This is a genomic window from Halobellus salinus (assembly GCF_014646875.1).
Taxonomy (GTDB): Archaea; Halobacteriota; Halobacteria; order Halobacteriales; family Haloferacaceae; genus Haloquadratum; species Haloquadratum salinum.
On sequence record NZ_BMOC01000002.1, the window covers coordinates 106,922 to 123,331 of the forward strand.

The following is a 16,410-nucleotide window of genomic DNA, read 5'->3' on the forward strand; positions in this document are numbered from 1 at the left end:
GCCAACGGCGTCGTCTCCCACAACAGCGGCGGTGGGATGGGGTATGCGTTCTGGCGGCTCCGCCCCTACGGCGACGCGGTCGGCTCCACCGGCGGGATCGCGTCGGGCCCGATCACGTTCATGCGGACCTACGACCAGCTGTGCGAGACGATCGCGCAGGGCGGCGCGCGCCGCGGCGCCCAGATGGGCGTGATGCGCGTGTCCCACCCGGACGTCATCCAGTTCCTCCACGCGAAGAACAAGGACGTTTCGCTTGCCCACACCCTCCGGCTGAACGACCCCGACGACTTCACCCACAACTCCTTCGCCGATGCCTTAGACGAGGCCCGCGAACTGATCGACGACGAGGGGCGCGTCCCCAAACACCTCCGGAACGCGGTCGAGGGCCACCTCTCGAACTTCAATATCTCCGTGGGGATCACAGACGACTTCATGGACGCGGTGTTCGAAGGCGAGGAGTTCACCTTCACCAACCCCCGGACGGGCGAACCGCACGTCGCGACCGCGGAGACGAAGGAGCTCTACGACATGTTCGATCTCGGCGAGCACGTTGAGGTCGGCGAGGAGCTGTCGGTCCCGGCGGAGACGCTCTGGGACCAGATCGTCGACGGCGCCCACGAGAACGGCGAACCCGGCGTGATCTACCTCGAACGCGTCAACAAGCAGCACTCCTTCGACGTGGAGGAGCATCCGGAGCATCAGATCCTGGCGACGAATCCCTGTGTCACGGGTGACACGCGAATCAGCACTGAAAACGGGCTCGTTCCGGCAGAAGAACTCTACGAACAGGGTGCTGCTCGCGATGTCGTCGTCGACGGCCGGCTCGCCGAGGACCGAGTCAAGGAGGCGAGCAGCGTCTACAAGACCGGTGAGAAGGACGTCTACGAGCTGACGACAGCCGAAGGATACGAACTCCGGCTGACCGAGGACCACCGCGTCATGACCGACGACGGGTGGGTCGAGGCCGGGGAACTGGAAGCTGGCGATACTGTTCACGTCCAGAACCGGAAGGGCGAGTTCGGCCAACACGGATCCGCTGCCGAGGGACGAGTACTCGGTTGGCTCGTCGGCGACGGACACGTCAAGGCCGGCGAGGAGCGCGCGGTGCTCAACTTCTACGACGAGGACGCGACAGTCTCCGACGCGTTCGCCAACGACGTGAACGAGGTCGTCAGGGAACCGCTCGGCAACGCCGATTACGAGGTCGGCGTGAGCGAGACCGCCCGCGGCGACGACTACCGCGGTGCGGGAGCGGTCGAACAGCGAATTCGCTCGGCCCGGCTGTACGAGTACGCCGAGGCCACCGGCTTGGTCGACGAGAAACTACAGGTTCCCGAAGCCGTCGAGCGTGGCAGCGAGGAGATGGCTCGGGGATTCCTGCGGGCGCTCTTCAGCGCCGACGGCAGCGTTCAGGGCACGGTCGAAAAGGGTGCGTCCGTACGTCTCACCAGTACAAGTACCGACCTGCTCGCCGACGTACAACGCCTGCTCCTCAACTTCGGGATCTTCAGCACGATCTACGAGGACCGCCACGAGGCCGGCGATGCGGAGCTCCCGGACGGGAACGGCGGCACGGCGACTTACGAGACACAGGCGGACCACGACCTCGTAATCACGAAGGACAACCTCGTTCGGTTCGCCGAGGAGGTCGGTTTCCTACTCGACTCCAAGTCCGAGGCGCTCGAATCCCGGCTCGCAGACTACGATCGCGGCCCGTACGCCGAGCGCTTCGAGGCGACCGTTGAGTCCGTCGCGTACGACGGCCACGAGGCCGTCTACGACCTGACGGAGCCCGACACCAACTCGTTCGTCGCAAACGGTCTCGTGGTTCACAACTGCGGCGAGCAGCCGCTCGAGGAGTACGAGGCGTGCAACCTCGGCCACATCAACCTCTCGACGCTCGTCGATGTCGACGCCCCCGACTGGCGGGTCTGGTACGACGCCCACGGCGACGACTACGACTCCTTCGAGGAGGCGGTCGACGCGTTCCTGGCGGAGGCCATCGACTTCGAGGAGTTCGACTACCGGATCGACCGCGGGACCCAGTTCCTCGAGAACGTGGTCACGATGTCAGACTTCCCGGTGCCGAAAATCGAAGAGACCGTCCGGCGGATGCGGAAGATCGGCCTCGGCGTTATGGGGCTGGCGCAGCTGTACATCCAGCTCGGGATCCAGTACGGGACCGAGGCGGGCAACGAAGTCGCCCGCCAGCTCATGACCCACATCAACCACGAGTCGAAGTGGACCAGCCACCGTCTAGCCGAGGAGCGCGGCACCTTCGCCGACTTCGAGGAGTCGAAGTACGCCGACCCGACGGCGTACCGCGAGTGGTTCGAGCACCACACCGGGCTCGACGCCGACGAGTGGGCGGATGGATTCCCGATCCGGAACCACAACACCACCACGGTGGCGCCGACCGGAACGACTTCCATGATCGGCAACACGACGGGGGGAATCGAGCCGATCTACAACGTCGCCTTCTACAAGAACGTCTCCGGCGACGTTCAGGGCGACGAGATGCTTGTGGAGTTCGACGACTACTTCCTCCGCGTGCTGGAGGCCAACGACATCGACGTTGCGGCGGTGAAAAAGGAGGCCCAAGACCAGATGGCCGAAAACGAGTTCGACGGCGTCTCGTCGCTGTCGACCGTGCCTGCGTCCATCTCGGAGCTGTTCGTTGTCACCGGCGACCTCTCGGGCAAACAGCACGCCGCGGTGCAGTGTGCCACCCAGGAGGGCGTCGATTCAGCCATCTCGAAGACCTGTAACTTCCCCAACTCCGCGACCAAGGAAGACATGGACGAGGTCTACCGGTACATCTACGAGAACGGTGGGAAGGGCGTGACCGTCTACCGCGACGGCACCCGCTCGAAGCAGGTGCTCACTACGCGCGCACAAAACACCGACTTCGCCGACGAGAGCGAGGCCGCCGAGACTCTAGTCGAACAGATCGAGGAGGTCTTCGGCGGGATCGAGGGCTTCCTCGACAACGAGGCGGTTCAGGCGGCTCTCGACGAGGAGGTCGAACGCCTGCTGTCCGCGGCGGACGGCGAGACCGATCTCGGGAAGAAGCGCCCGCGGCCGGACGTCCTCTACGGCGTCACCCAGCGGATCGACACGGGCTACGGAAAGCTCTACGTCAACGTTAATGAGGACGGCGACGGCCGTCCCTTCGAGCTGTTCGCGAATATCGGCAACTCCGGCGGGTTCACCGCCTCCTTCACGGAGGCGCTGGCGAAGACCATCTCGACTGCGCTGCGGTCTGGCGTCGATCCGAGCGAAATCGCGAGCGAACTCCAAGGCATCCGGAGCCCGAAGGTCGCCTGGGACAAAGGCGAGCAGATAAACTCCATTCCCGACGCAATCGGGACCGCGATGCGCCGCTATCTCGACGGCGAGATCGAGAAGGGATATCCCCAACAGCAGAACCTCACGGAGGTCTCCGAGGCGACCGAGGAAGACTCGGTGCCACAGCTCGGCCGCGAGACCGACGGCGGCGCATCGGTCGACGTGAGCGACGCCGACGTGGGCGGTGTTGACGCGAGCGGCCCCGATGCCAGCACTCGGGCAGCCGGCTCCGACGCCGCCGCCGATCTGCTTGAGGCGGGCGAGAGCCCCGAGTGCCCCGAGTGCGGGAGTATGTCGCTGTACTATTCCGAGGGCTGCAAGACCTGCGAGTCCTGCGGCTGGTCGGAGTGCTGAAGCGGGTCGCGTCCCGGTAGCACGGGTGTCCCGTTCGGACCCTCTCCGAAACGGGAACCTTCTTGTCGGTTGCCGCGTCCCGTACTCCCGTGAGCGAACCGACCGAGTCGGAGACGGCCGTTTCACGGGGACGACCCTGCCCGATCTGTGACCGGCCGATGGCCCACCGTCACTGCAAATACGTCTGCCCCGACCACGGTGTCGTATACGACTGCAGTGACACGTTCTGGTGAGTCGGGGATCTAGTTAGAAACATGCCAAATCTTGCGGCCGCCGTGGTGCGGTCAGCCGCCGGTCGGCACGAAGGGTTATATGAGTTCAGTCCGAAGCGTAATTGACAGATGCGAGGTCGGACGCGACGGCAAGTAGCTGCCCTGACGTGTAACCGCTAACGATGGTCGAACAGGACCAGATCCGGCAGAGCAAGGCGATCCAACGCCGCACGGGGAAGACCTTCCACCTCGCGACGCGGGTCCTCCCCGAGCGCGTCCGGCACGCCACCTATGTGCTGTACGCGTTCTTCCGTGTGGCCGACGAGGTCGTTGACGCCGCCGACACCGCCCCCCCACCGGAGCAGCGGCAACGACTCGAAGACCTCCGCCGACAGGCGCTCGGGGAGGTGGAGACCGACGACCCCGTCTTGGACGCCTTTTCAGAACTCCGCGAGGCCCACGACATCCCCGACGCCGACGTCGACGTTTTCATCGACGCGATGCTGTCGGACGTCGACACCGACCGCTACGAGACCTACGAGGAGTTGGAGACGTACATGGACGGGTCCGCCGCCGCGGTCGGGCGGATGATGACCCAGATTATGGAGACGCCGCGCGCTGAGGAGGCGATCCCGCACGCGACCGCGCTGGGGGAGGCGTTCCAGCTCTCGAACTTCCTCCGCGATGTCCGTGAAGACGTCGTCGAACGCGACCGGATCTACCTCCCCCTGGAGACGCTCCGGACACACGGTGTGACCGAACAACAGGTGCTCGACTTCGAGTACGACGAGCGGTTCCGCGCGGCGATGGACGAGGAGCTCCGTCGGGCGGAGGCGCTCTACCGTGAGGGCGTTGTGGGGATCCAGCACCTCCCCGAGGACTGCCAGTTCGCGGTGCTGCTCGCGGCGGTGCTGTACGCCGACCACCACCGCGAGATCCGGAAACTCGACTGTGACGTGCTCTCGGTGACGCCGTCGCTGTCGACGTCGCGGAAACTGTACCTGCTGGCGAAGACCCGGCTCTACTGGGCGTTCGAGAGCGATCCCGTTGCGGTGTTCCGACGGGTGAGTGTCGTGCCGTACCCCGAGGACGGTGACACCACCAAGGATGCGGGCCACTCCGGGCCCTCGCGCGGCCGGACCTCGTGGCTCGGCGCCGGCCGGGTCGGCGGCCGCGTGTCGGGGTGGCTCCGGAGCTTCACGCGGAGCGAGTAGCGGCCGGTCGTGGCCTACCCTTTCGGGTCCGGGGTGTCGGACCCACGCCGCCACGGCGCCCCTGCTGTCGGTGCGTCGAACCGATCAGCCCTGACCAGTCCGGCCCCGAACACCACCGCAACCCCGACGGCGACCCAGTTACCGAACCACGCGTTGATCCCGCCCCACAGGATCACGAACGAGACCAGGTCGTCCAGCAGGAACTCACACTCGTCGAGTCGGTCGACCAGCGCGGTGTGGTCGTACCCCCAGTCCAGCGCGACCACCGCAACGGTGGCCGACAGCACCCACCCCGCGTAGTTCGACAGCGGCACGCTGTAGAACGCCCCTCCGTTCGGGTAGACCCAGAACCCGAGCGCGACCGCGCCGGGGTCGAGGACGACGTCCATTGTCACAACCGTCGCGATCACTGCGAGCAGCCGGATCGCCGCGGCGCGGGCGCGGTCGCCGAGCAGGAGGAGACACAGCAGATACCCGTTCATCACGAGCGGCACGAAGAAGATCGGCAGTCCCAGCGGGACGCCCGCGACGACCGGCCCGAGGTCAACGCCGTAGAAGAACTCCCCGTACGGGACCCCGGTGTGGACGCCGACGTACTCAACCGTGTACGAGTAGGCCACGAGGAGTCCGACACCGGTGGCGGCGCGGCGGTCGGTAGCACGGAGCACCCCGACCACGAGCGGCGAGCGCATCACCGCAGTCCCGATGAGGATCAACAGGCCGTTGAACGAAAGCGGCGCAGGGAGCACCCCTTCGGCGCTCGCAAGCAGGAGAACGATCCCGTTCAGCGGGAAGAACACCGAGATGGTGAACCGGTTCTCCCGGACGAGTCGTTCCAGTCGCGCCTCCCACTCCGCGCGGGTGCGGGGCAGTCGGGCCGTAAGCGCCGCTGCACCCGCCTCACGCATAGAGCAGCCTCCAGAGCCCTCCGAGTGTCAGAAGTGTCCCCACGGCGGTGTTGAACGCGGGATACCACCAGTACGCCCGCTCGACGTCGATGTCGGAACGGAACACCGCCAAGACGACCACCGGGTACGCGACGAGCAACAGGCCGAGGCGGAGGTCAACCAGGGTGAAAACGGCCGCGGCCGCGAGCCAACACACGAGACAGTATGCGAAGGTCCAACGCTCGCCCAGGACCGTCGCGGTCGTGCGGATCCCCGCCGCGCGGTCGGGTTCGATGTCGGGAATCGCAGAGAACGTGTGCATCCCCATCGTCCAGAGCCACGCCCCGGCGAGTGCCCCTATGGGCGGGTGGACGCCGGAGACTGCGGCGTACGCCGCGGCCCCGGGGAGAATATACAATCCGTTCGAGACCGAGTCCGCGAAGGGGGTCGTCTTGAACCGCAGCGGCGGCGCCGAATACTGGGCGGCCAGGAAAAAAAAGCCCGCGAGGTACGGCCACGAGACGCGGGGCGTGAGCGCGAACGTCGCGATCCCCAAGAGCCCGAACCCGACCACCACGGCGCTCACGGTCGGGTCCTCCTTCCACCGCGCCTCCCGACCCCCTTTCTTGGGGTTTTCGACGTCGACATCGGCGTCGAAGACGTCGTTGATGCCGTAGAGAAAGACGTTGGCCGGGAGCAGGAAGTACGCGAAAAGCGGGAGCGTGACCGGAGTGAACAGGCCGTCGGTCGAGGAGACGCCGAACGGGACCGCGACCGCGATGGGACCGGCGAGGTAGAGCCAGAAGCGCGGCCGCGACAGCGTCAGCAGATACCGGAGTCGCCCGAGCATCCCTTACGCGACGGCTTCGGCCATTGATTCGGCGGTCAGTTGGCCGCTGATCAGGCACATCGGTACGCCGATCCCCGGCGTGGTGAACGATCCGGTGAAGTAGAGGCCGTCGACCGCCGACGAGCGGTGCGACGGCCGAAACAGCGCGGTCTGGCGGAGGGTGTGGGCCAACCCCAGCGCAGTGCCCTGGGTGCTGTTGTACCGGTCGGCGAAGTCGTTCACGCAGAACTGCTCTTCGACCACGATCCGGTCGCGGAGGTCGACGCCGGTGTTCGCCGCGACGTCGTCTAAGATCATGTCCCGGTACTCCTGGCGGAGCTCCGGGGTGTCCTCCAACCCGGCGGCGATCGGCACCAACGCGAAGAGGTTGGAGTGGCCGTCGGGGGCGACGTCGTCGTCGGTCTGGGAGGGGACACACAGGTAGTACGCGGGATCATCGGGCCACGCGGGATCTTCGAAGATCTTCTCGAAGTGGGGGCCCCACTCGGTGGGGAGCACGAGGCTGTGGTGCGCCAAGGGGTCGACATCACCTTCCACACCCAGATACAGCAGGAACGCCGAGGGCGCGTACGTTCTGGAGTCCCAGTAGTCGGCGTCGTACTGTCGTTTCTTCTGGTCCAGAAGCTCCATTTCGGTGTGGCGATAGTCGGCGTCGCTGACGACATAGTCGGAGTAGAACTCCCGCCCGTCCTCGGTTCGGGTGACGAACGCGCCCTCGCGGCCCTTGATTTCTGCGGCCGGGGCGTCGGTGTGGAAGTCGACGCCGAGTTCCTCGCCGAGTTCCACCACGCCGTCGACGACGCCGCCCACGCCGTTTTCCGGGTAGTAGACACCCATATTGAAATCGACGTGGCTCATCAGGTTGTAGAGCGCGGGCGTGTTGTTCGGCGCGCCGCCGAGGAAAACCAGCGTGTACTGCATGATCTGCTGGAGTTTGGGGTGTTGGAAGTACTTCTCGACGTGATCCTGCATCGACCCGATCAACGAGAGCCCCCGCGCGTTCTTCGCCACGTTCCAGTCGAGGTAATCCGAGATCGAGGCGCGGTCCTCGTAGACGAAATGCTCCATCCCGACCTCGTAGTTCTCCTTCGACTTCGCCAGGTACTCGTCGAACCGCTCGCCCGCACCCGGTTCGTAGGACTCGAAGACCTCCCTGTTTGTCTCCAGATCCGGAACCATATCCACGCGGTCGCCGTCCTTGAAGAAGATCCGGTAGTGGGGGTCGAGCCGGGTGAGGTCGTAGTACTCCGAGGGCTCGTGGCCGAAGTGGCCGAAGAACCGCTCGAAGACGTCGGGCATCAGATACCACGACGGGCCCATGTCGAACCGGAACCCGTCGACTTCGAGGCGGCTCGCCCGGCCGCCGAGCTGTTCGTTCTTCTCGAGGAGGGTCACGTCGGCGCCCGCGTCGGCCAGGTAGCAGGCCGTCGACAGACCGCCGAAACCGCCGCCGATCACGACGACATCGGCCCCGTCAAGCGATTCGAGATCCGCGAGGGAGTTCATACTGGTCGGTTAGGACCTGACGGGTATAAAACGACTGACCGGGCCACAGCGTGGAGCTGGCATCGGCGAGAATCTTTACCACTCCCCGGCTCTAACGGAGGGTATGGAACTCACCGACGCAACGGTTCTCGTGACGGGAACGAGCCGCGGGATCGGGCGCGCACTGCTCGCCGCGTTCGCCGCCGAGGGGGCCACGGTCGTGGGGTGTGCCCGCGACGAGGCGGCGCTCGAGACGGCCGTCACCGAAGCCACCACCAACGTTGACACTGACGGCCACGTCGAGGGCGTTGTCGCCGATGTGCAGTCCGAACAGGCGGTGGCGGACCTGGTCGACACCGCGATCGGGGCGGGCGACAGCGACGCGATCGACGTGGTGGTTGCCAACGCGGGCGTCAACCACGGCGCCCCCGGAGAGATGCCGATCGGAAGCGAGCCATACGACCGCTTCGACGACACGCTCGCGACCAACCTCCGAGGCGTCTTCGCGGTCGCAAAGGAGGCACACGCTGCGATGCCCGAGTCGGGCCGACTCCTGGTGCCGTCGGGGTCGATCGCGAACGAGCCGACGGAGGGGATGGGCGCGTACGCCGTCTCGAAGGCTGCCGTCGAGGGGTTGGTGAGGCAGTTCTCGGTCGACGTGGCGCAGGCGGCCACCATCGTGGATCCCGGGATGGTCGCGAGCGACCTCAGCGGCCCCGGGGGCCGTGACCCCGAGGACATCGCGCCGATGTTCGTCTGGGCGGCGGCCGAGGCCGACGCCGAGGAGATCGACGGCGAACGCGTCGACCTCCGCACCTGGAAGCGCGCGACCCGATCCCGCTGAGTCGGCTGCCGGCCTCGTCGCTCCCGGGCCGCAACCCGATGGGTTTAATAAAACCAGTCGCGACGATCATAACGTGAGCGTTATTAATCGAGACGTGTATGTTCATACCATCACGGGGATCTCACGGATCGGCGTTCTCGCCACGCTCCTGCTCGCGGCGTTGTCGGTCTTTGCTGTCGTTACCGGGACGACCGGCGCGGAGAAGCTGGTGGGGATCTCGTGGATCGCCTTTCTCGCGATGGCCGCCGCGGTGCCGCTCGGCGCCCGGACCGGGGAGCGGAGCGCCGGGGGGTTGGTGTGGGGGTACGGGCTGGCTGCGGGTGCGATGGTGACGAGCGCGGCCGTCTTTTTAGTCCCGCAGGCCATTGGACAGCATCCCCGGTGGGGCGGGTTCGGGATCGCGTTCGGGCTGCTGGCCGGCTTCGCGTCACACACGATCGGCCACCGGCTGGCGCACATGGACCTCCCGATGGACCGCACCGTGGCCGAACTGACCGCCCACGCCGTCTCCGCCGGCGCGATCATCGGGATCATCTACGGGAACATGCCCGAGCTTGGCGTGTTGCTGGGGCTGGCGATCGTCTCTCACAAGGGCCCGGCGGGGTACGCCGCCGCGCGCCGGCTCGCCGACGCCGGTCGGAACCCGTCGGTCCTCCTGGTCCCCGCCACCGGCGTCGGGGTCGCCGGGATCGCGTCGTCGCTGATCTCGTTGCCCGCCGCGGGACCGGTCCGCGGGGTCGTGTTCGGGTTCGCCGCCGGCGTCTTCCTCCACGTCGCGATGGACTTTCTCCCCCGGTGTGAGATCGGGAGCGAGGTCCACGACCTGCTCTCGGTCTCCGGTGACGCCCACGCCCTGCTCGATCGGCTCCGGCTCCACGCGGTCGCGTCCACGTCGATCGGCGGGCTGGGCGTCCTGCTCGCGTGGCTCGTGATCGTGTGAGCGGTCGACGCGACGGGTACGAACAGCCACCGACCGCCTACCCCAGGAGGTACCGCATCCAGGGGTAGCGCTCGATCAGGGGCTGGCCGCCGGCCTCGTACTGCTCAACGGCCGCGTCGAGCCCCAGGATCCGGCCGGCACCGAACGCCGCCACCGACAGGAACACCAGCATGTACGCGAAGTCGCCGTTGATGTAGCCGTGGGCGACGTTCCAGTTGCCGAGGTAGAACAACAGCATGAGGAACGCGCCCCAGAACGCGGCGAGTCGGGCCAGCAGCCCCACGATGAGCCCGAGTCCGATCAGGACCTCGCCCCAGGGGACGGCGACGTTCACGAACGCCACGAACCACTCGGTTCCCCCCATTGCAACGAACAGGTCTGCGGCCGGGCTGCCGTTGGCTGGGGGGGCGTTCTGGAGATATCCCGCGGCGTTGAATCCCCCCGAGAGGAGCTTGTCGGCTCCGCTCCACAGGAACGCGATACCCATCATCAGCCTGAGCGCCAGGATGAACCAGACGCTCAGTGTGTGTAACTTTCCGTCGGCGGTGAACCCGCCGACCGTGCTCGTGAGACGGATTTCTTGTGACGACATAATGTGTCTGTACATCCACCACCCCGAGTAGTATACCCCTGTGTTGGTTCCCAGATCGCGAGATTCCGAGCGCCGAACGAGATCGGGACACACCAGGCGGTAGCCACACGCTCGTGTTCGTCACCACCGCGACCGGCCCGGTCGTACGGGTGGGTTTTTGTCCGCGCCGGCGGATGTCCGGATATGACCACGTACGTTGTCGCCACAGACCACGTGGATACGAGCGCCCGGCTCTGTGACTACCTGATCGACCGGGTTGACGCCGCCGACGAACTCCACGCCATCAACTCACTGCCAGGGGAGGACGAGACCGACAGCCGGGACGTTCGGGACGGCGAGGAGGCGCTGAACGTGATCTTCTCCCGGCTCGGCGGGTTCACCACGGTTGAGACCAGACAGCTCGTCCGCGGGAACGAACCCCACGAGGACGTGCTCGGAGAAGCCGAGTCGGTCGACGCCGACGAACTGGTGATCGGGATCCGCCAGCGGCGACCCGCAGCCAACATGGTGTTCGGAAGCACCGCCCAGCGGATCCTCCGTCGGTCGGACCGGCCGGTCGTGGCCGTGCCGCTGTCGGAGGAGGCGGTGTAGCGACTGGGAACGGGCGGAGGGCAGCCCGGACGGTCGGCACGACCGTCGGCCGAGTCACCGCGTCGTCGTGGCGTCGAGAAACGCGAGTCCATGGCGGACGCACCGGTCGAATCCCTCGCCGTCGTAGATGTCGAAGTGGTCCGCCGGAAGCCGGACCAACGTCGCGTCCGGCAGCGACTCTGCGGCCGCCTCGGCCGCTTCGACACCTGCCACGTCGTCGCGCGTGCCGCCGACGAGGAGCACCGGGCAGGTGGGCCGGCGCCGGTCGTCGGTCCCGGTGTGGCGCCACAGTCCGAGCAGGGACCGCGCCGGCGTTCGGTTGGCCCACTCGTCGCCACCGAGGTCGCGGTACGCCCGCGACGCACCCGGTGTCGACACCAGCGCGAGTCGCCCGCCGTCGACCCCGTCGGCCACAACCGGAACGGTATGAGACCGGCCGACCGCCGACGCGAGTCGGTCGCGGACGCCCGCGAGGAGACCGCCGGCGAGGAAGCCCAGCCCACGCTCCCGGAGGAACGCCCGCCCCGAGAGAACGGGCGTCGCCGCGACAACCCCGGCAATCCGTGGGTCGTCGGCCGCGACCGCGAGCGCGCCGTCGGCCGCGAGGCCGACACCCCACAGGACGGTACGGTCAGTCACGACGTCACCACGGCTGTAGAGCCCAGAGAGCGCCGCCTCCCAGTCGGCACGCTGCCGCGCCGGCGACACCAGGTTCCGGGGGGCGCCGTCGCTGTCGCCCGTGTGACGGAAATCGAACGCAAAGGCGGCGTACCCCGCTGCCGCCAGCCGTTCGGCGTAGGGCGACAGCGGTTGGCCACCCGCCCCGATCGGGCCACCACCCAGAACCGCCAGCGGCGGGTCCGACGGGTGGTCCGGCCGGTAGAGCCGACCGGCACACCGCTCGCCGCCGCTCCGGAAGGTCAGCCGGACACTCGAGAACTCGTACCGCGAGGGACGGTCGCGGGACACGCCGTCTCGTTCGGCCCGGGTGCCGGAATCCGTCACTGCTCGTCCTCCGAGAGGGTTCCGATCACGCGCTCGGAGAACTCCTCCCCGCTGATGTCGTAGTTTAGATACTGTCGGAACCACTCGGCGTCCGCGTACCAGGTCCCGAGGGTGTCCTCCTGGTGGCGAAGCACCGTGGCCTCCACCCGCGTGGGCTCCCACTCGTCGTGCTCGGCGGCGTCAATGAACGTCCGGAGTGCCCGTCCCATCTCCTGGTGGTTCACGGAGAAGCCGGGAAACGCCGTGAGGTAGACCAACTCGACCGTGTCGTCGCCCCACTCGATCGACTCCACGTCGACCGCGTTGGATCTGAGTTCGCCCTCGACCCCGGAGATGACGTCGTTCATACCGGAGCCTTCGACGCGGGGGAAGTAAACAGTTGCCGCGGCACGCGGGGTGGATCACACTTCCACTCGAAGCCCGTCGCTGGCGAACCGCACCTCGCCGTCGTACGCCCGCCCGACCGAGTCCAGCATCTCGTCGTGGCGACCCTCTGTGTGCGGGTAGAGGTGCGTGAGGTAGACGCGACCGAAGCTATGACCCGCGAGCGCCTCGCCCAGCTGTGCGGGTGTCGGGTGGGTGGCGACGTCGACGTCGTCGGGAAACGAGCAGTCGTGGGCGAGCACTGCGGCGCCGTCGGCGAACGACGCGAGCGACGCCGACGCCTCGCCGTCGCCGGAGTAGACCACGTCGCCGTCGGCGCCGGAAACGCGGTACGCCAGACACTCCACCGAGTGGTCCATCCCGGTGGCGGCGACGTCGAACCCTGCAACCGAGAACTCCGTCGGGCCGACCTCCCTGACACTCAGGTCAACGCGCCCGTCGAGGTAGTCGTGAACGCCGAGCAGGCCGTCGAGGAGGGATTTCGTCCCCGTGGGGCCGACAACTTCGAGATACTCCTCGCCCGCCAGCCACCGCGCCTTCAGAAGCGCCAGGAGGTCGGAGACGTGATCCAGGTGGCGGTGGGTCAAAAGCACCGACGACACCCCTTCATACCCCACGTCGGTGCCAGCAAGGCGGTGGAGGACGCCGCTGCCGCAGTCCACTAGCAGTGTTCGGCCGTCCGCTTCGAGCAGGAGCCCCGTCTGTGCCCGGTTGGGGACCGGCATCGCGCTGCCGGTTCCGAGGAACGTGAGACGCATCGTCTGAGCCACGGCGGCCCGCCGGATATGCGTTCGGGAGCGACTGGGGGTTCCGATCGGCACTGGCACCGGATCGGGCAGAACCCACTTACCCGTCGCACCCGACCTACGGGTGATGGCCGAAACCGGGCGCGACCTGCTCCGGCGTGCCGCCGACCGGGCCGAAAACGACGTTGCTCGGGTCGGGGACACCGCCGGCGGCGACCCCGACGGACCGGGAGCGTTCCCGTTCGACCCCGACACGGTTGACATCGCCGACAGCGACGTGCTCGATCGGCTCGACCCCGCGGTCCGGGAGTGGTGGGTCGACGAGTTCGGACGGTACGTCGGCCAGAACGGTGGGTTCTTCACCCCGCCGCAGCGGGAAGCGATCCCGCTGGTCGACGACGGCACCAACGCGTTGGTGTGTGCACCGACCGGGTCGGGGAAGACGCTCGCGTCCTTCTGTGCGATCCTGAACGACCTGTTCGGCCGGGCGCGGGAGTCCGATGACGGCCTCGACAATTCGGTGTACTGCCTCTACGTCTCGCCGCTAAAGTCGCTCGCAAACGACATCCACCGGAACCTGACAGTTCCGCTTTCGGGGATCCGCGACCGGCTTGACAACACCGACGACGACGTGGAAGTCCGCCACGCGATCCGCCACGGCGACACCGACAAAGCCGAGCGACAGCGGATGCTCGAGGAGACCCCGCACATCCTCAACACCACCCCGGAGACGCTCGCGATCCTACTGAACGCCCCGAAGTTCCGGGAGAAACTCCGGTCAGTGGAGTACGTGATCGTCGACGAGATCCACAGCCTCGCAGCGAACAAGCGCGGGACCCACCTGTCGGTCTCCGTGGAACGGCTGGAGACTCTCGCCGACACGTCGCCGACGCGAATCGGGTGCTCTGCAACGGTCGAACCCCTGGAGGCGATGGCGGAGTTCCTGGTCGGCCGCGACGACACCGGGTCGAGTCGGGCGTACGAGATCGTCGACACGCGGTTCGTCCGCGAGTTCGACCTCCAACTCGAATGTCCCACCGACGACCTGATCAACACCCCACGATCGGCGGTCCAATCGGGGTTCTACGACCGGCTTCACGAGCTGATCTCCACCCACGACAACACCCTTGTGTTCACCAACACCCGGTCGGGCGCCGAGCGGGTCCTGGAGAACCTCCGAAAGCGGTTCGACGCCTACGGCGACGGGAACTCGGGGTGTCACCACGGCAGCCTCTCAAAGGAGCGCCGGACCGCGGTCGAAGCGCGGTTGAAGGACGGGTCGCTCGACGTGGTCACCACCTCCACCAGCCTGGAACTCGGGATCGACATGCCGCACCTGGATCTGGTGGTCCAGGTCGGCTCCCCGAAGTCGGTCGCTTCGCTGCTCCAGCGCGTGGGGCGGGCGGGCCATCGCCTCGGCCAGGTGGTGGAGGGCCGGGTGATCGCCCTGGACCGCGACGAACTCGTTGAGTGTGCGGTGATGCTCGACAAGGCCGAATCCGGGTTCGTCGACCGGGTGTTCGTTCCGGAGAACGCCCAGGACGTCGCCGCCCAGCACGTCTACGGGATGGCGATCAACGCTGTGCGGCGCGAGAGCGAGATCCTTCGGACGCTCCGTCGGGCCTCCCCCTACCGGGACTACACCGACGCCGAGTGGGAGCGCTTACTGACGTACCTCACCGCCGACTACGACGGCTTGGAGGACAAAAACGTCTACGCGAAGGTGTGGCGTGACAAGAACGACCCACCCAACGGCGAGCACCACCACCCGGAGTTCGACGTGGGCGCGCCGCTGATGGGCAAGCGCGGGCGGATGGCCCGTGTTATTTATATGACCAACATCGGGACTATCCCCGACTCGTTCACCTGCGATGTCCGGACCAGGCAGACCGACGAGTGGGTCGGGCAACTCGACGAGGACTACCTCGACACCTTGGAGAAAGGCGACGTGTTCGTGCTCGGCGGCGACCGCTTCGCGTACCAGTACCGCCGCGGGTCGAAGGTGTACGTCGATCGGACCACCGCCCAGCCGACTGTCCCCTCCTGGTTCTCCGAGCGGTTGCCGCTGTCGTACGACCTCGGACGGGAGATCGCGGCGTTTCAGGGCAACCTCCTCGACCGGCTAGCCGAGGGCGGGCCGCCGGCGGTCCGGGAGTGGCTCCGGGGGTTCCCGGTGGACGAGAACTCGGTGCGCGCGATCACCCGGCTGTTCGACGAGCAGCGCCGGTACGCGGGGACGGAGAGCGTCGCCACAGACGACCGGTTCGTGGTCGAGGAGGTGCTCGACCGCGAGCAGTACCGCCGGCAGTTCTATGTCCACTCCACGTACGGCCGGCGGTTCAACGACGGGCTCTCCAGGTTGGTCGCCGCCCGGTGTGCCCGCCGCTCGAACGCCAACGTCCAGGTCGCGGTCGCCGACAACGGCTTTTCGCTGTCGATGCCGCTGAACAGGAAAGTCGACGTCGGGGCGGTGCTCCGCGACCTCGACCCCGAGACGGTTCGATCCGATCTCCGCGACGCGCTCCGGGGGACTGACCTCCTCCAGCGGTACTTCCGGATCAACGCCACCCGCGCGCTGATGATCCTGAAGCGGTACAAAGGCTACGAGAAGTCCGCGGCTGAACAGCAGGTGTCCGCGGAGATGTTGCTGTCGTTCGCGGAGGATCTCGACGAGTTCGCGGTGATCGAAGAGACCTACAGGGAAATCACCGAGGACAAACTCAATGTCGAAGCGATAGAAGACGCGCTCGCGGCGCTCGGCCGCGGCGACGTCGAGATCGTGACCACGGAACTCGACTCGCCAACGCCGCGGGCGTTCGGGCTGGCGACGCTACTCGCGAGCGATGTCGTCCTCGCCGAAGACGGAAGCGCGGTGCTCCAGGAGTTCCACGAGCGCGTACTGGAATCGATCGATGACGGCGGCGAGGCCGAGGACGTTACGATTGAGGGCTCCTGACC

Annotated in this window: 13 protein-coding genes and 2 pseudogenes; 8 read left to right on the plus strand and 7 right to left on the minus strand. The window is 67.0% G+C overall.

The features are described from left to right. Positions 1-21 precede the first annotated feature (21 nt). From IEX72_RS15505 to IEX72_RS02550, 4 genes and pseudogenes are all read left to right on the plus strand, one after another. Positions 22-3,001: pseudogene (locus tag IEX72_RS15505) on the plus strand (LAGLIDADG family homing endonuclease); the annotation flags it as partial. A 164-nt stretch (positions 3,002-3,165) separates the two neighbouring features. Continuing rightward, positions 3,166-3,702, plus strand: a pseudogene (locus IEX72_RS15620) (TSCPD domain-containing protein); the annotation flags it as partial. A gap of 89 nt (positions 3,703-3,791) precedes the next feature. Further along, positions 3,792-3,935 carry an HVO_2523 family zinc finger protein gene (locus IEX72_RS15430; protein WP_326838252.1) on the plus strand — a complete coding sequence of 48 codons (144 nt, stop codon included), beginning with the start codon at positions 3,792-3,794 and terminating at the stop codon, positions 3,933-3,935. Positions 3,936-4,096: 161 nt separating this feature from the next. After that, complete coding sequence (locus IEX72_RS02550; RefSeq protein ID WP_188785818.1) at positions 4,097-5,128, plus strand: phytoene/squalene synthase family protein; 1,032 nt, start codon at positions 4,097-4,099, stop codon at positions 5,126-5,128. Positions 5,129-5,142: 14 nt separating this feature from the next. Here the strand turns inward: IEX72_RS02550 and cruF are convergent, their stop codons facing one another. Genes cruF through IEX72_RS02565 form a run of 3 tightly spaced genes read right to left on the minus strand, consistent with a single transcriptional unit; the run spans position 5,143 to position 8,371 of the window. Then, positions 5,143-6,036 (minus strand): bisanhydrobacterioruberin hydratase, encoded by an 894-nt coding sequence (gene cruF / locus IEX72_RS02555; protein WP_188785819.1) that lies wholly within the window; start codon positions 6,034-6,036, stop codon positions 5,143-5,145. After that, positions 6,029-6,865: a prenyltransferase gene (locus IEX72_RS02560; protein ID WP_188785820.1), complete on the minus strand. Its 837-nt coding sequence runs from the start codon at positions 6,863-6,865 to the stop codon at positions 6,029-6,031. The genes cruF and IEX72_RS02560 overlap by 8 nt, the downstream gene beginning before the upstream one ends. A 3-nt stretch (positions 6,866-6,868) precedes the next feature. Beyond that, entirely contained in the window at positions 6,869-8,371 is a 1,503-nt protein-coding gene (locus IEX72_RS02565; protein ID WP_188785821.1) for a phytoene desaturase family protein, read from the minus strand. A 103-nt stretch (positions 8,372-8,474) separates the two neighbouring features. On the opposite strand from IEX72_RS02565, the gene IEX72_RS02570 reads away from it, so the two are divergent. Both IEX72_RS02570 and IEX72_RS02575 read left to right on the plus strand, forming a co-directional pair. Continuing rightward, a complete protein-coding gene (locus IEX72_RS02570; protein WP_188785822.1) occupies positions 8,475-9,194 on the plus strand; it encodes an SDR family NAD(P)-dependent oxidoreductase in 720 nt (239 codons plus the stop codon). A 109-nt stretch (positions 9,195-9,303) separates the two neighbouring features. Further along, the gene (locus IEX72_RS02575) at positions 9,304-10,134 is read left to right on the plus strand and encodes a ZIP family metal transporter (protein WP_188785978.1); all 831 of its coding nucleotides are present in this window, start codon (positions 9,304-9,306) and stop codon (positions 10,132-10,134) included. A gap of 37 nt (positions 10,135-10,171) precedes the next feature. Here the strand turns inward: IEX72_RS02575 and IEX72_RS02580 are convergent, their stop codons facing one another. Then, a complete protein-coding gene (locus tag IEX72_RS02580; RefSeq protein WP_188785823.1) occupies positions 10,172-10,726 on the minus strand; it encodes a DoxX family protein in 555 nt (184 codons plus the stop codon). A gap of 183 nt (positions 10,727-10,909) precedes the next feature. Between IEX72_RS02580 and IEX72_RS02585 the strand changes: the two genes are divergently transcribed. Then, positions 10,910-11,317 (plus strand): universal stress protein, encoded by a 408-nt coding sequence (locus IEX72_RS02585; RefSeq protein ID WP_188785824.1) that lies wholly within the window; start codon positions 10,910-10,912, stop codon positions 11,315-11,317. Between the two features lie 54 nt (positions 11,318-11,371). Here the strand turns inward: IEX72_RS02585 and IEX72_RS02590 are convergent, their stop codons facing one another. The 3 genes from IEX72_RS02590 to IEX72_RS02600 are packed head-to-tail and all read right to left on the minus strand — an operon-like array spanning position 11,372 to position 13,464. After that, the gene (locus IEX72_RS02590; protein WP_229663712.1) at positions 11,372-12,322 is read right to left on the minus strand and encodes an alpha/beta hydrolase; all 951 of its coding nucleotides are present in this window, start codon (positions 12,320-12,322) and stop codon (positions 11,372-11,374) included. Beyond that, positions 12,319-12,669, minus strand: a complete 351-nt coding sequence (locus IEX72_RS02595) for a hypothetical protein (protein WP_188785825.1) — start codon at positions 12,667-12,669, stop codon at positions 12,319-12,321. Before IEX72_RS02595 ends, IEX72_RS02590 begins: the two co-directional genes overlap by 4 nt. Before the next feature lie 54 nt (positions 12,670-12,723). Next, positions 12,724-13,464 carry an MBL fold metallo-hydrolase gene (locus IEX72_RS02600; RefSeq protein WP_188785826.1) on the minus strand — a complete coding sequence of 247 codons (741 nt, stop codon included), beginning with the start codon at positions 13,462-13,464 and terminating at the stop codon, positions 12,724-12,726. A gap of 115 nt (positions 13,465-13,579) precedes the next feature. Between IEX72_RS02600 and IEX72_RS02605 the strand changes: the two genes are divergently transcribed. Continuing rightward, on the plus strand, positions 13,580-16,408 hold the full coding sequence (locus IEX72_RS02605; RefSeq protein WP_188785827.1) for an ATP-dependent helicase: 2,829 nt from the start codon (positions 13,580-13,582) through the stop codon (positions 16,406-16,408). The last annotated feature ends 2 nt before the right edge of the window (positions 16,409-16,410 follow it).